Origin of the sequence: Bacillus cereus group sp. Bc031, assembly GCF_027716265.1 — a bacterium.
In the GTDB taxonomy this organism is placed as follows: domain Bacteria; phylum Bacillota; class Bacilli; order Bacillales; family Bacillaceae_G; genus Bacillus_A; species Bacillus_A paranthracis.
On record NZ_JAQFUL010000049.1, the window covers coordinates 1 to 14,106 of the forward strand.

The window sequence follows — 14,106 nt, forward strand, 5'->3', positions numbered from 1 at the left end:
CCATTGAATTTGCATACTTAGTATGCGAATTCAGGAGGTGTTTTTTTCATGTGCCACTATTCGGGTTCACTTCAAAAAATAATGGAGTTTTTTCGCACAATTTAATTTTGTTTAAATATAAATGTCTGTTTATACTTTCTTTCCGCCTCACAGTCTTTTTGTCCATTTTCCAACACTTTAGAAGGCTTTTCTTGCCAAGTTATAATAACTTCAAGTTCATTAGACTGAACGGATATAGGAAAATTCGCATGATTAAAAGCAATTTCTTTACTTAACACATGATCTTTTTTAGAAGTGAAAAGTTCATACTTCGTTTGAGAATATGGTTCATTTCGAAATACTTCAACGGTTACATGATAAGCGTCCTTCCCAATATCTTGAACCTTGAAACCATACGTATCAAAAACATCCTTTTTAGATGTAACTAAACTAGTTTTTTTATCAGGTTTCTTAATTTCTATTTTCCATCGATCTGACGTTTGAGAAACCGGCAACTGCTTTGGAGAAAAAGCATGAACAGTGAAAGAACTTCCAATTACGAAACAAAATATACAAAAGAAAGAAAAAAGTACTTTTTGCATTAGTATAACCTCCATTGTTTTAAGTTTTGAATTACTGTTCCCTAAAAGCAATGGATGTATTATCCCTTAAACGAAAAGCGTCTTCATACATTTATAGAATCTCGTATACAAGTTTTTAAATAACTGAGATTAACTCAATAATCTAGTCAAATATTTATTACTTACTGTTTGATCGATGTGGATAACGTCCATTCCCCCTTATTGAGGTGGTTTTTCTATTTTATAGATACCCAACAATTAGTTTACATAAAATTATTATAATCTATTAAAAGCTACAAATAAACAATATCCAGTTACCTATTATTTTTGGTAATATATAGATAATAATTATTTTAGGAGGATTAACTTTGAAAACCTACATCCAAGCACTAAAGTGGACTACAGGGATCTATCATCTTTTATTACTTCCTTGTTATTATGTATTTCCAAGTCTTGTTAACCTATATGGGATACCTTTACTACTATTGATTGTTTTACATATCACTACTATTTTATTAGCTAAAAAAGAAGGCATGAATACGTATCCCCATTATATAGGTATTATCGTTACTCTAGTTGCCTTTTTCCCTTATATAGACATCGTTCTACATATTATAGCAGCCATTTTCCTTTTATTAGATGCGGCTTCTATGAATGCAAAAGAAGTGTATGATTCATAGCGGATTGAACAATTTAAATTAGCACAAACGCTATTCGTTCCTATTATTCTACAGAACGAATAGCGTTTTTCTTCATGTATAATTGCCACGTTTACAGTTATCCTTCAAAAGCTATTACAAAAAGCAACTGATATAAAGTCTGAAAATGATTTAGCCATCTGAGTAGGGATACATAGTCTTTATTAATCCGCATATCGGTGTAATACAGCGCATGTTACAACAAGATTTGTGATAAATAAAGTGAAACTTTAATCAGCCCTCACCAATCGGACTTTTATGGACAGCCCCCCACACTACTTGTAACGAAATCACAAAAATAATGCTCCTTATCGCTGCATACCCATACAAAAGAAGTAGAATTTCATTTTTCTTACGTATGAAATTCATTTTTCATGGAAAGATATATTAGTATGTATGCAGTTTAAACACTCTATTTATTAGAGTTGGACAGGAGGAGAATGAATATGTCTGATATTGAAGTTGGCGAAGTGTTTACTCTTAGTGATGAGAATAACGAAGAGCAAGAAGTAGAAGTGCTTGGAGCGATGGATGTCGAAGGCGCTGAATATATTGCAGTTGCCTTTGTTGAAGATATCCAAACAGAAACCGAGGAAGACATTGATATTTTCTTTTTAAAAGTAGAAGAAGATAGTGAATTCTCATATATTGAGAATGACGAGGAATTTGAAAAAGTATCTGCTGCGTTTGAAAAGATTTTGGATGAGCAAGAGCAAGAATAGAATGAAACACACGAGGACGGATGCATATCCGCCCTCTTTTTATTTTTCACTCATCCAAAGATTTATGCAGCAATTCCAGTACATCTTTCATCACAAAAGGACCGTCTTTTTTTACATGCTCAGCAAATTCAGAAACGAGACGTAGTGTACTCACACTTTCAACCGGATGCTCTCCCGAAGCACTTTCAGCAGAAAGCATAACAGCATTCGTTCCGTCCAGTACAGCTTGAAACACATCAGTTACCTCTGCCCTTGTTGGAATAGAATGATCTACCATAGATTGAAGCATTTGTGTTGCTGTAATAACATATGTATTCGTTCGATTACATTCCTGAATCATCATTTTTTGCAAGAGCGGAATAAATTGAAACGGTAACTCAACTCCTAAATCTCCCCTTGCAATCATAATTCCATCTGCTTCTTTACATATATCTTGAAAATTTTCAATCGCTTCCATCGTTTCTATTTTGGCAATTAAATTAGGTGACGTTTCTTTATATTGTTGTATGAAATCTCGTATTTCTTTTATATGACTAGGTTTTCTTACGAAAGAACATGCGATAAAATCAACACCTTCTTCTAAAAGAAACTGAATATCTTTTTTATCTTTCTCTGTAATAGCTGGTAAACGAACGATTGCGCCTGGTAAGTTCACCCCTTTATGAGAGGAGATATTACCACCTGTTTTCACCTTCGTTTCTATTTTATCCGTACTTACTTTCTCAACGATTAACTCAACTTCACCATCATTAACTAAAATTCTACTTCCAACTTTCACATCATTCGCGATTCCTTCATAATCAACACTTGCTTCCGTACTACTCCCTGTAACTGGTTGCGTATGCAAAATAAAAGAATCTCCCGCCTGAAGTGTAATTTGTTCTCCTTTCATTTCACCTAACCTTATTTTAGGACCTTGTACATCGCCTAAAATTTTAATAGAATCATCTAACGATTTCACTAAACGAATGATATCTTTATGACTTTCATGCGTCCCATGTGATAAATTTAGCCGAACAATTTTCATACCATTGCTTATTAACTGCGCTAACGATTCTTTATTATTACTTGCTGGGCCAATTGTACAAATTCGATCGATTGTCATTTTTGTCACCATCCTTTTTCGTTAGGTTTCCCATAAACTTTAATTACACTCTCAACATAAAAAAAGCCTACTCCCACAAGTAGGCTTTTGAAACTACGAAAGTTTCGTCAATAACTGATTTAAATCTTTTTTCGTTTTCGTCGTTAATGATTTCATTTTAGTAATATCTATCTTTTCTTTCTCCGCCCCTACAATTAACGGATACATACTTTGTCCAATTGTTTTATATTCAGCTGGGTGTGATGTTTCTAACTCTTTCTCAATTACATCCCACTTTGCATTAATTTGTTTTCCAAGTTTATTTACTGTATCCAATTTCGGATTAGCAGCTAACTGCTTATCTAAGCTATCCACTAATGCAGCAACTTCTTTCACACTCGTTTTCACAGCTACACTTTTCTTCGGATCTTTCGTTGTTTTTCCGTCTGAGTTTGTACTTGTACTTTGATCTGTTGTTTTCCCGCTAGTCGTTTGATCATTCGTTTTTCCTGTCGTCTCTTTTTCTTTTGTTTTTACATTCTCGTTTTGAGTTGACGTTTTACCGTTACTTTCTGTTCCTAATGATTCTTTCGTGTTTTTTGCATCTTTATCTGTTTTTTCGTTGGAAGAAGTATTTGTTTCTTTGTCAGTATCTTTCGTTGTTTTTGACGCTTCATCTGCACTTGTCGTTTTTGATTCTCCTTCATTTTGCGCTGTTACTTGCTCTTTCTTTTCTGTTTCTTTATCTGCTGACGGACTACAAGCTGCCATAGTAAGCATTGTACCAATTGTTATCGATGCGATAGCGACCTTTTTCATTTTCATATAAATCCCCCTATGTTTACGTTTTTATCCTCCCCTTTACGATTCGATTTCCCCTTAAAAAATCCCTTTTCATACGAATTACCATCTTTCCGACAGTAATCTTCATAATAATACGTACAAAAACTGATAAATCAATTTGAATATTCGAGTTTCTTCTACTTCATTTTTCTTCTCTGTAGTAAAAGAAAAAGAGTATATTGTCACATGAAGAATTACGATCTTCATATGACGATATACTCTTCTATCAAATTTTTATCTTTCTTGACATTTTATTTATACAAAAAAATAAAATTTTCTTTCGTTTTTTTGTTTCTCAACAATTGTTAACATAATATATTTATGAGTACCCACCATTCGAATGAATAACTTGCCCAGTAATCCATTTCGCTTCTTCACTTACTAAAAAAGATATTAAGCGCGCAGCATCCACCGGCTCTCCTACTTTACCTTGCGGGAACTTCCATACTAAATAATGCTTCAGCTCTTCTGTAATCCATCCTGTATTCGTCGGTCCTGGATCAACAGCATTTACTGTAATCCCCTTCTCCATCGCAACTGGTGCTACTGATTTTGTAAATGCTTCAATTGCCCCTTTCGTTGCTGCGTATGCTAATTCATCAGGCATCGGCCCTAGTGACTGTCCTGAAGTAAGGTTAATAATACTTCCACTCGCCTTGCTTGCATACTGTTTTATAAATAATGAACTTAATAACATAGTAGCCCGAACATTAACCGTATAATGTTTATCTAACTGTTCTACATTTAATTCCTCAATTCTCGTATGAGTAGCATACGCTGCATTATTAATTAAAATAGATGGATCACCTAACCGTTCTGATACCATATAAAACAAACGATTGGGCGAATACGACTGCGATAAGTTGATTTCTGCCATTTCACATCGAACACCGTAACTTTCAATCTCCTCTTTCAACAAAAAGGGCTCTTTGTCATGCATTCCCCACGGCATCGCTTTATCATACTGAGACCAGTACGTGAAAAAAATGTCTATTCCTTTTTGAGCAAGCACCTTGCATACAACTGCACCAATTCCATTCAGACGAGTGGCCCCTGTTACAATTGCTATTTTCTTCACCTTTTCTCCTCCACCTATGGATAAATCCTCTGCACGAATACAGAGGATCTATCTTTTTATTCAATATTTGACAATATACGTTCTGCACCTAATTTTAAAATTTTAATAAAGATATAATTTACAATCGTAAACATTACAAATAAAACGATAAACATAACCCACAGTCCCACTTGAAGGAAGAAGTATAATAGACTTACTCCCGCTACAATAACTAAAGCTATTAAAATATTAGCTAAAAAATTCCACAAAGTTGTATAGCGACTCTTAAATAATTTCTGCTCTGTATCCCAATGTATATCTGCAGTTTGTGCATCCCAGCGTGTGCCGATTAAATTAATTAACAATAAACCGTTCGCACTTAATAAGAACCAAAGAACCATAAATACTGGAGAAATTCCCGCTACAACTGCCATCGTAATACCGAACACTGCTAAAATAATTACATTAATTAACCAAGCAGTGATCGCTTTCGCAAAAAAGATATCCGAAGCTTTTACTGGTAAATAACGATTCACAAACCAAGAGCTTCCATCACGTGAGAATGAAGTTGTTGCGATGACGTTACTTCCCATTAAAAATAGAGAGGCACAAAGGCCAACACCAATTGCAAGTCCTGCTGATTTTGGATTATCAATATATCCCGTGATCCATTTTAAATTCCCATCTTGCACGAATAAAATGAAGAACAACATAATCGGCATAACGAAAGTTTGTACGATACAATTTAAGAAGAATTGTGGTGTACGGAATAACGTTTTAAATTCTTTTTTCACATATGCTTTCAAATGTGAACTTTGTACCGTAGATTTCTGTAAGCCTTCTGCTGAAATGACTTCTTTTTTTGCTGTACTCGTTGAAAGTCCAATAACCCCTTTTAAATATGTACGCTCTGCAATGTAATAAAACAACACAAAAAATACAAATGAAATAACTGCAAAGATTATTACGTATAAAGGACCCTTCCAATTTGCATTTTCTACTAATGCTACTGCTCCAAAATATGTAGTTGGAAAATAGTTTGTCATTTGTACTAAAAGAGAAGACTGGTTGTTTGCAAGGTAATCCGCAATTGCATCTTCAGAAAACGAACTTTTATTTTTCCACTGCAAAAACACGTTAATTCCTACAATAAATAGTATACTTACGATTCCGATAAATATATTTCCTCGGTCTTTATTTTTCGCTATATTTGTATACCTCATAATAACTGTCATGAGTAACGAAGCTAGTACTAACGGCACAATCGGGAAGAGTAAGTAAATGAAAATCATATATATGTAATATGTAATAAACGCTCCACTTTTTAATCCGTAAGTAATGAAGATTGGTAGTAAAATAAATGAACTCATTACGTATTGTGTAATTAATACCGTTAAAAATTTGGCTGAAATAATTTGCGCTGGTTTTAATGGTAATGGTAATAACATTTCAATGTCATTGCTGTAGTAAAATACAGTTAAAATGTTCGTAATACTCATTAAAAATACCCATATACTCGCAATCGCAAGTCCCATTGCGATAATCATTCCTGGATCTTGCCCTAAATGTATCATTCCCTCATACATTGCATGCGTGATAGAACCAAACAGTAAAAATCCGACAAATAAAATAGCCGCAAATGAAAATACATACGCCCATCGCTTCTTCTTATCTGTTATAAAATCTGCATAATTTAATTTCAATAATACTTTCGTTAACGTCCAAATTTTACTCATTGCCCGTCATCTCCAAGAACATTTTTTCAAGTGATTCGTTGGATTTAAAATGATCTCTCATTTCATCTAAATTCCCTTTAAACTGCAAATTCCCCTTATTAATAATCGCGACGCGATCACATAATTTTTCTGCCACTTCTAATACGTGTGTAGAGAAGAATACAATCTTTCCTTTATCCGCATGTTCTCTCATCATTTCTTTTAAAATATATGCAGATTTCGGATCAAGCCCCGTTAACGGTTCATCTAAAATCCATACATCTGGCTCATGCACGAGCACACCAATAATAACAATCTTTTGTCTCATACCGTGCGAGTAACTTTGAATTTGATCTGATAAAGCATTATAAAGATCAAATTTCTTCGCTAAGGACTCAATTCTTTCTTGGCGTACTTCTTTCGGCACTTCATACATATCTGCCATAAAGTTTAAATATTCAATTCCCTTTAATCGTAAAAACATATCTGGACTATCTGGGACATAACCAAACGTCTTTTTCGCTTCCATCGGATTTTTCATAATATCTATACCGTTAATCGTAATCGTCCCTTTGTCCACCCCATGGATACCAGTAATCATCTTAATTGTCGTTGATTTACCGGCACCATTTGGCCCTAAAAATCCAAAGATTTCTCCGCTAGGCACAGATAAACTTAAATCTTTTACTGCATAGGTAGAACCATTATAACTTTTTGACACATTCATAATTTCAATCATTCCATCCAATCCTTTCCTTAATTACCAAATAACTATATTAACATTATAGCATACTTATATTTTTATATTTTTGTATTTTTCAGTTTTTAACCTTTAAAATAAATATACAGACCTAACCCAACGATTAAAACGACAGCGAGTATAATATAAATCATCGTAAGTCTTCTAATATTCCCCTTTGTTGCTTTACTATAATTTGCATCACCCTTTCGCCCAATTAACACTGTCGCGACTACAGTAATGACTACAAGTAATACAACGATCATGATCCAATTTAGCATACCTTCCTCCCCCTCCTTACAACCATTTTACAATATTATCCTCTTTATTTCGCAGTATATTTCCTCTTTTTACTATTATTATGAAGCAAACTAAAAAACTATTATTACCATTCCTATCCATATGTCATATATTTATAACATAACGTGATTTATTTCTAACATGATAAGGAGGAACTATCATGAAAACAACTTGGATAAAATATTTAGGATTTCTCGGTTTCTTCGGTTTTCTTGGCTTTTTTTATGAAAAAGGATTGTTTACTATGTTTTGTTTCTTCTCCTTTTTCACCTCATATAGAACGGTTCAACACGATGAACTGTTTGAACAAATCGTCAATAAATCGTGCCGCAATGCCTTTATCGTTACGTTACTAACTACCGCTATCATTATGTTCATTGAAATGTTATTGCCAAACCCGGTGCTACAAGAGATTGATATCGCTCTTATTTTCGGCACGCTTATTCTTACGTTCGGATTCTCTATGTTCTTTTACGATAAACCAGTTGATGAAATGGAAGATGCGCCGTGGCGTTCGTAACGAAAATAAAAGAATACCGCGCCAAATTGAATATGACGCAAGAAGATTTAGCGAAACAAGTTGGTGTACGTCGTGAAACAATTAACCATCTCGAAAAAGGAAAATATAATCCTTCCTTGCAGCTTGCTCACGATATTGCGAGGGCACTTCATAGTACGATTGATGAAGTTTTTATTTTTGAGGATAAATAAAAATACCGGCATTCTTTTCACAAAGAATACCGGTATTTTTCATTTATACAACGATCACCCATACAAAACCGCATGAAATACGCCCAACAGTAAATATTGGTCTTCTATATAATCTTCATCGTATACATTCATCTCGATGTGATACATATCTTCCTCAAGACGAATATTCCAATCTGCAATTACATAGCCTTTTCGTAATAACTTTCCCATCCCAAAAGTAGTTTTATGAACAACAAATTCTTCTCTCTTATATGTAAAGGTAAATAAGAAATTAGCATCCAATAACTTTCCGTCACATACAAGTATTTCATGCTCTGCATCATGATTATCTTTATATGTTACTAAAATCTTTCTTTGGTGCTGCCTACTTACATCCTTTGCAATGACGCGAATATTGTCCTTGCTATCCTTTATTTCATAAATGATATTACTACCGACTTTCGGAATGAAATCTAGCACTCTCATCAACGTATTTTTATAATAGCCTCGTACTGTGCCTACTCTGTCACTTCCATTGTAAACCTCAATAGGCACCGTATCCGCTTTACTATCACACAGTCGTTTGTAAGAAAGCTGCATCACCCGCTCTCCTCTTAAGTACTGATCAAACGTCACAGGATATTCTAACGCGCGCAGTTCTTTATTTAACTCATATAAATAACGCTGAACACTCTCCACTAATGCTGTAGTAGAAATACATTCCTGAACCTCAAATTGTTGCCAACTGGAAGAAACTCTCCATTGATTGTCCTCTTCATAGAAGAAACTAAGAATTGTCTCATCACGGTCAGGCGTTTCATAACTCATATGTACGTTCTGCCCATGTTGCACTTGCTCCATCCACTGTCCTAAATAAATACCGAGCTCTGCGACCTTCATGCATGACTTTTGAAAAAGCACGCTGTCACTCACGCGAATCGTTACATCCCCTTCGATAAAGCCCTTTGAATAAGCATCATACCGCCGCTCATCTTTCTGTGGGATATTCTTGTCTAACTCAAATAAAAATGTTAACATCTTTCACTCACCTCTAGTTATTACACCGATCGTACCTATAAAATGAACGCAACTCAAATTATATCGACGATTTTGCCAATATATCTACCGTAACTTAAAATATATCAACGATTTTTTCGATATATCAACGATTCGACAAAGAATATCGACTTATCAACAAATATCGACACGATTAAAATGAAACTACCTTTTCTTCCGCCACTTCTACAAGTTCTAAAATTTGCAGCAGACTCTTCACTTCATAAGTCGGCTTAACACTTGCCTTATTCTCTTTCAAACTCGGATTATACCAACACGTATCAATGCCGTAATCTTCTCCGCCTTTCATATCAGAAGTGAGCGAATCTCCAACCATTAGTACACTTGATTTATCCGTAATCCCAAACTTTTCAAATGCATAATCAAAAATCTCACGTGCTGGTTTTTGATGACCAACCTCTTCTGAAATAATAATATGATCAAAGAAATTACATAAAGGCGAATTTCCGATTCTAGATTGTTGCACCTTCGTATATCCATTCGTAATGATGCCTAGCTTGCAATCTTGTAGATTCTCACATAATTGCACTGCACCTTCTATAAGATGTACTTCTTTCCCTAAGTTTTCAAGATATACATCACTAAATTGCTGTGCATCTACTTCTATATTATGAAGTGCAAATAATTGTCTAAATCGATCTACCGCTAATTCACTTAACGTAATCATTTTATTTTCTAAATCTCTCCATAACCCATTACTAATCTCTTTATAACTTGCAAGATAATCAGTATACCCTGTAGGCATACCAAACTGTACAAACGCATTATGTAATGCGTGTCTTTCCGTTTCAGGGAAATCTAATAATGTATCATCTACGTCGAATAATATAACTTTGTATTTCATGATGTTCTCCTCAATTCTTATATTCTCATAGCCTAATTATAACAACAATAAGAAAAGGAGGCTAATCCAATCAGCCTCCCTCCGCTTTATTTATCTTCTAACAATAAAACTTTCATTTGTTCTAACGACTCTTTCGTAAAGCCAAGTGCTTTTTCAGCATACGCTTCAACTGAACCATATTGCTTTTTCACTTCATCAATCGCAGCTTGTAAATACTCAGCACGTGCTTCGAACATCGCACCTAATATCGCTCTACTCTCATCGTTTTGTAGTTTTGCACCTAAAAAGGCCATCATTTTCTCGTTTAACTTTTCACGGAAACCGTTACTTAGTAAATAATCTTCCATTACTGTTTTCTCTGGTACACCTAGTAAAAGTAATAATAATGCTGATCCAACTCCAGTACGGTCTTTCCCAGCTGTACAATGGTTTACTAACGGTAAGTTTTCCGGGTTTTGCGCTAAGTTTAAGAAGCTTACGAACGCCTCGTTACCACTTACGAAATCTTGATTCATTTTCACAAGGTATTCGCCTGGTTTGCCTAACATAGAAAGGTCACCAACTTGGAAAAACTCATTTATGTTCAAGTCTTTTGCTAAGTCTTGCATAACTGGTAAACACACTTGACGAGCTCCTGTAATCTCAGGGTTTGGCTTATGCTTCACTTCAAAGTCTGTACGGTAATCGCAAATTAACTTTAAGCCAGACTTTTGTAAATACGCAATATCCCACTCTGTTAATCCTGCTAATTCTTCAGAACGGTATAATTTACCCCATTTTACTTTACGGCCTTCTGTCGTTTCATATCCTCCCATATCACGGAAGTTAAACGCGCCTTGTAATGGCAGTCTACGCTCAGCTACTGTTACTGCTTGTCCATTACTACCTACTAGTCTAAAATATGGACGCTCATTTTCGCTCAGGTTTTCAATTGTATATGATGATTCTCCATTTACCGTTGCAAGTAATTCTCCATTTTCTTCAATATGATCTGGCGAAGTACTCCAGTAAATGCGAACTTCCTCTATATTATTTTCCCACTTTATTTGTAACGTATTATCTTCATTTCTTTCTACAGTTGCTTGTAACCAATGTCTTTGCTGCCCCATTCTTTCACCAACGCTTTCTCTTATAATCGAATCTTACTCTATTGTATTATACAAATATCTACTTTGTCGTTCTCATTTTTCTTTTTATCTTACAAACAGGCAAAAAGTTCTTTTACTTGTTCAAAATTTGTACATGGATTACCGCGAAATACGTATGCGATTTGTTCATTACCTAAATCTTCGTATACAACTGTTCCGCGATTAGGGTGTGAGTAAAACTCTAACCCGTTTATAATTTGTTTTGGGCCATAGTTCATTGTCCATGAAGAAATAGGATAATACGCTTTGTTTTTATGTCTACAAACCCAAAGTGCATATAGTTTATTAACTTCATCCCAGTATACATACTGCGTTTCGTCATTTCCGAAACCGACCGATTCGAGTTTCCAACTTAGCTTTTCATGAATTGACAATTTTACATAGGATACGTCATCTGGAGCATTCCACTCTCTACATCTTCCTATCTCACCCATTTCACTTCTCTTCGCTTGAAAGCTTAATAAGTGAAATGGTGTATGTAATATCGTTTTCCCAAGCTCCATATTTACTGGTTGTAATTCAAATAGAAATCGTTCCATTTCGTCTTGGTTTACATATCCATGATCAACAGAAATTTCAACTTGTGTTTTCCATATAGATGTAACGTAACTTTCTTTTCCTTTATAATTTATACCTTTCCAATACACAAGCCCTTTATATTGAAAACAATCTCCTTTTGCTTGAGAAATACAGCTATCCGGAAATACTGGTTCCATTATATCGAGAAAAAATTCCTTTACTCGAAACATCCCAGTTGGAGTAACAACCTGAAACCAAAAAGTTCCCCACTTTTCACCTTCATAACGTTCTGAAACTTTTTCAACATTCCAGCCTTCTAACAATACATGTGGATACAATAACACGACTGAATGCATGGATTGCTTTAACATATATAGTCCCCTCCCGCTATACGAGTTCGAGAGTATACATCGTTCATCCTCCTAAAACTTTCTCACATATCTCTCAGTTGAACTAAGCAGCTGACATCCGTTATTTTCAAAAATATCCTTCATCCACTCATTTTGTACATTTGTCTCACCGATATAATAAGATGCACCTATTTCTTTTAATACAAACATCGCTCCTGTAAAGAATACTGCTTCGTATCCTTTATTTCGCATATTTGGAGCGACTGCGAAATACATAAGTTTTCCTTCTTCTAACGTCCCCTTTTCAATATATGGGATTACAATTCCGATCTGCTCTTCATTAATACTTGCAGTTAAACAATGTTCTTTCCATTGCTCTCCAATTTCTTGTAGCATCATATTTACAAATTGATCATAAGTGACTTGTTCTTCCGTCATCTCGTTCCAAAGTGAATAAAAAGCATCTTCTCCTACTTCTTCAATCAACTTAAAATCAATTTCACTTTCTACATCTTCTACTTCATATATATCCTTACATACAATGATGTTTTCAGTAACATATTCAAAAGAATACGCTTCGAAACATTTCTTATACACATCATAATTTGGGCTTTTTGAAGAAACTTCAAAATGTAAGTTTTCAATTCCCTCTTTTTCAGCCTCAGCAACACAATATTGCATGATTCCCTTTAATTGCTCTTCTGTAAAAATCTCTGCATTATTTTCTTTTATCATGATAGAAGAAGCATTTCTTCTTATTTTAAAATGTTTTACTAACTGTTCTATCGTCGTCATATTCTTCCCTCATCTATGTCATACTTGAATTTCTACTTGTTCTCCTTGCATGAGGAGGATTGTCCTTGAATATATAGAATACTAGAAAACATCGCATCTTTAAAGTGCGGAGGAGGTTCTCCATTGGATATTACAGCACTGCAACAACAGTTAGAGCTTATACAACAAAATGACTATACGCAACTGCGATATATAGATATAAATGAATTAACGCTCCATATGCTTCAGTATATCGGAACGACTGATAGTTACGTTCGTTATCAACTTATATATAAATGTTTTGTGCATTTTATTCATCATGAATTCCTTATGGATGATCAACTGAAATTACTGTTGCAAACTTGTTTAAGTGATGAATATTTATATTGTGACATATACTCCCCGCATTCAGATGGGGTTTTCACACGTTCTTACACTGTTTCGTTAATTGCGTTAATACTCCAATTCGCTAATTCGCACTACTTTTGTACGGAGGAGGATATTGAAGAAATAAAAAACAAACTCATTACATACACAAACTTAGAAACAGATTTCCGAGGCTATATTGAAAATAAAGGATGGGCTCATTGTCTTGCTCACGTATCTGATGCCTTTACGGAAATTGTTCATAATACGTATACAACTTTTGAATGGTACGAAGAGTTAATTCATTGTTTATTAAATAAAATCTTCATTCCATCTGACCTTTTTCATAATAACGAAGATGAACGCATCGTTACTCCTTTACTAGCGATGTTGTATCATGACTTTCCGCAAGACGAGTTAATTTCTATTATTCATAAAAAAATAAAAAGGCTTCCTCAAATTAGAAAACGCCTTTCGTTAAATGAATATTGTATTTTATGCGCCAACATTAAAACCTTTTTACGCACTTTATTTTTCAGAACGAAAGATGATCATAACTTAGCCTTTACAGCACGGAAAACAGAAAGAATGTTAAAAGAACTTCCTAATTATTATTAGCT

Annotated in this window: 18 protein-coding genes; 6 read left to right on the forward strand and 12 right to left on the reverse strand. The window is 34.5% G+C overall.

Translation table 11 applies throughout. The features are described 5' to 3' along the window. Positions 1 to 101: 101 nt before the first annotated feature. Positions 102 to 581, reverse strand: coding sequence for a hypothetical protein (locus PDQ33_RS18145; RefSeq protein WP_061130999.1), 480 nt, complete (start codon positions 579 to 581; stop codon positions 102 to 104). Positions 582 to 928: 347 nt separating this feature from the next. Between PDQ33_RS18145 and PDQ33_RS18150 the strand changes: the two genes are divergently transcribed. The 3 genes from PDQ33_RS18150 to PDQ33_RS18160 all read left to right on the forward strand — a co-directional run bounded on the left by PDQ33_RS18150 (position 929) and on the right by PDQ33_RS18160 (position 1,980). Beyond that, a complete protein-coding gene (locus PDQ33_RS18150; RefSeq protein WP_061131000.1) occupies positions 929 to 1,240 on the forward strand; it encodes a hypothetical protein in 312 nt (103 codons plus the stop codon). A gap of 78 nt (positions 1,241 to 1,318) precedes the next feature. Next, positions 1,319 to 1,402, forward strand: a complete 84-nt coding sequence (locus tag PDQ33_RS18155; protein ID WP_073530446.1) for a DUF2975 domain-containing protein — start codon at positions 1,319 to 1,321, stop codon at positions 1,400 to 1,402. A gap of 296 nt (positions 1,403 to 1,698) precedes the next feature. Beyond that, positions 1,699 to 1,980 (forward strand): DUF1292 domain-containing protein, encoded by a 282-nt coding sequence (locus tag PDQ33_RS18160; RefSeq protein WP_001997837.1) that lies wholly within the window; start codon positions 1,699 to 1,701, stop codon positions 1,978 to 1,980. A gap of 46 nt (positions 1,981 to 2,026) precedes the next feature. Here PDQ33_RS18160 and PDQ33_RS18165 read toward each other — a convergent pair whose 3' ends face one another. The 6 genes from PDQ33_RS18165 to PDQ33_RS18190 form a co-directional block, all read right to left on the reverse strand. After that, entirely contained in the window at positions 2,027 to 3,097 is a 1,071-nt protein-coding gene (locus PDQ33_RS18165) for a pyruvate kinase (protein ID WP_076867570.1), read from the reverse strand. Positions 3,098 to 3,178: 81 nt separating this feature from the next. Continuing rightward, entirely contained in the window at positions 3,179 to 3,889 is a 711-nt protein-coding gene (locus tag PDQ33_RS18170) for a hypothetical protein (RefSeq protein WP_061131002.1), read from the reverse strand. Between the two features lie 337 nt (positions 3,890 to 4,226). Further along, the gene (locus PDQ33_RS18175; RefSeq protein ID WP_000716987.1) at positions 4,227 to 4,985 is read right to left on the reverse strand and encodes an SDR family oxidoreductase; all 759 of its coding nucleotides are present in this window, start codon (positions 4,983 to 4,985) and stop codon (positions 4,227 to 4,229) included. Between the two features lie 56 nt (positions 4,986 to 5,041). Next, complete coding sequence (locus tag PDQ33_RS18180; protein ID WP_000036874.1) at positions 5,042 to 6,700, reverse strand: putative ABC transporter permease subunit; 1,659 nt, start codon at positions 6,698 to 6,700, stop codon at positions 5,042 to 5,044. Continuing rightward, positions 6,693 to 7,418, reverse strand: coding sequence for an ABC transporter ATP-binding protein (locus PDQ33_RS18185; RefSeq protein WP_000570055.1), 726 nt, complete (start codon positions 7,416 to 7,418; stop codon positions 6,693 to 6,695). Before PDQ33_RS18185 ends, PDQ33_RS18180 begins: the two co-directional genes overlap by 8 nt. Before the next feature lie 86 nt (positions 7,419 to 7,504). Continuing rightward, positions 7,505 to 7,699 carry a hypothetical protein gene (locus PDQ33_RS18190; RefSeq protein ID WP_000935861.1) on the reverse strand — a complete coding sequence of 65 codons (195 nt, stop codon included), beginning with the start codon at positions 7,697 to 7,699 and terminating at the stop codon, positions 7,505 to 7,507. A 179-nt stretch (positions 7,700 to 7,878) separates the two neighbouring features. Here PDQ33_RS18190 and PDQ33_RS18195 point away from each other — a divergent pair, with 179 nt between their 5' ends. Both PDQ33_RS18195 and PDQ33_RS18200 read left to right on the forward strand, forming a co-directional pair. After that, positions 7,879 to 8,238, forward strand: coding sequence for a DUF3796 domain-containing protein (locus PDQ33_RS18195; RefSeq protein ID WP_061131003.1), 360 nt, complete (start codon positions 7,879 to 7,881; stop codon positions 8,236 to 8,238). Then, positions 8,226 to 8,429: a helix-turn-helix transcriptional regulator gene (locus PDQ33_RS18200; RefSeq protein ID WP_000896292.1), complete on the forward strand. Its 204-nt coding sequence runs from the start codon at positions 8,226 to 8,228 to the stop codon at positions 8,427 to 8,429. Before PDQ33_RS18195 ends, PDQ33_RS18200 begins: the two co-directional genes overlap by 13 nt. 54 nt (positions 8,430 to 8,483) lie before the next feature. On the opposite strand, the gene PDQ33_RS18205 is transcribed toward PDQ33_RS18200, so the two are convergent. From PDQ33_RS18205 to PDQ33_RS18225, 5 genes are all read right to left on the reverse strand, one after another. Beyond that, positions 8,484 to 9,446 (reverse strand): tubby C-terminal domain-like protein, encoded by a 963-nt coding sequence (locus tag PDQ33_RS18205; protein ID WP_270756415.1) that lies wholly within the window; start codon positions 9,444 to 9,446, stop codon positions 8,484 to 8,486. 172 nt (positions 9,447 to 9,618) lie between these two features. Then, complete coding sequence (locus tag PDQ33_RS18210) at positions 9,619 to 10,329, reverse strand: YjjG family noncanonical pyrimidine nucleotidase (protein ID WP_000875919.1); 711 nt, start codon at positions 10,327 to 10,329, stop codon at positions 9,619 to 9,621. 86 nt (positions 10,330 to 10,415) lie between these two features. Further along, positions 10,416 to 11,438, reverse strand: a complete 1,023-nt coding sequence (locus tag PDQ33_RS18215; protein WP_270756414.1) for a tyrosine-protein phosphatase — start codon at positions 11,436 to 11,438, stop codon at positions 10,416 to 10,418. An 89-nt stretch (positions 11,439 to 11,527) separates the two neighbouring features. Beyond that, positions 11,528 to 12,367, reverse strand: a complete 840-nt coding sequence (locus PDQ33_RS18220; RefSeq protein WP_270394524.1) for a hypothetical protein — start codon at positions 12,365 to 12,367, stop codon at positions 11,528 to 11,530. A 51-nt stretch (positions 12,368 to 12,418) separates the two neighbouring features. Continuing rightward, positions 12,419 to 13,141, reverse strand: coding sequence for a hypothetical protein (locus tag PDQ33_RS18225; protein WP_061131007.1), 723 nt, complete (start codon positions 13,139 to 13,141; stop codon positions 12,419 to 12,421). Positions 13,142 to 13,264: 123 nt separating this feature from the next. On the opposite strand from PDQ33_RS18225, the gene PDQ33_RS18230 reads away from it, so the two are divergent. Continuing rightward, entirely contained in the window at positions 13,265 to 14,104 is an 840-nt protein-coding gene (locus tag PDQ33_RS18230) for a DUF2785 domain-containing protein (RefSeq protein WP_000355462.1), read from the forward strand. Positions 14,105 to 14,106 lie beyond the last annotated feature (2 nt).

What these genes read in the sequence shown, in the direction of transcription:
- PDQ33_RS18145 (WP_061130999.1), bottom strand. Translation starts at nt 581, where the DNA reads ATGCAAAAAGTACTTTTTTCTTTCTTTTGTATATTTTGTTTCGTAATT.
- PDQ33_RS18160 (WP_001997837.1), top strand. Translation starts at nt 1,699, where the DNA reads ATGAATATGTCTGATATTGAAGTTGGCGAAGTGTTTACTCTTAGTGAT.
- PDQ33_RS18165 (WP_076867570.1), bottom strand. Translation starts at nt 3,097, where the DNA reads ATGGTGACAAAAATGACAATCGATCGAATTTGTACAATTGGCCCAGCA.
- PDQ33_RS18170 (WP_061131002.1), bottom strand. Translation starts at nt 3,889, where the DNA reads ATGAAAATGAAAAAGGTCGCTATCGCATCGATAACAATTGGTACAATG.
- PDQ33_RS18180 (WP_000036874.1), bottom strand. Translation starts at nt 6,700, where the DNA reads ATGAGTAAAATTTGGACGTTAACGAAAGTATTATTGAAATTAAATTAT.
- PDQ33_RS18185 (WP_000570055.1), bottom strand. Translation starts at nt 7,418, where the DNA reads ATGATTGAAATTATGAATGTGTCAAAAAGTTATAATGGTTCTACCTAT.
- PDQ33_RS18190 (WP_000935861.1), bottom strand. Translation starts at nt 7,699, where the DNA reads ATGCTAAATTGGATCATGATCGTTGTATTACTTGTAGTCATTACTGTA.
- PDQ33_RS18195 (WP_061131003.1), top strand. Translation starts at nt 7,879, where the DNA reads ATGAAAACAACTTGGATAAAATATTTAGGATTTCTCGGTTTCTTCGGT.
- PDQ33_RS18205 (WP_270756415.1), bottom strand. Translation starts at nt 9,446, where the DNA reads ATGTTAACATTTTTATTTGAGTTAGACAAGAATATCCCACAGAAAGAT.
- PDQ33_RS18210 (WP_000875919.1), bottom strand. Translation starts at nt 10,329, where the DNA reads ATGAAATACAAAGTTATATTATTCGACGTAGATGATACATTATTAGAT.
- PDQ33_RS18215 (WP_270756414.1), bottom strand. Translation starts at nt 11,438, where the DNA reads ATGGGGCAGCAAAGACATTGGTTACAAGCAACTGTAGAAAGAAATGAA.
- PDQ33_RS18220 (WP_270394524.1), bottom strand. Translation starts at nt 12,367, where the DNA reads ATGTTAAAGCAATCCATGCATTCAGTCGTGTTATTGTATCCACATGTA.
- PDQ33_RS18225 (WP_061131007.1), bottom strand. Translation starts at nt 13,141, where the DNA reads ATGACGACGATAGAACAGTTAGTAAAACATTTTAAAATAAGAAGAAAT.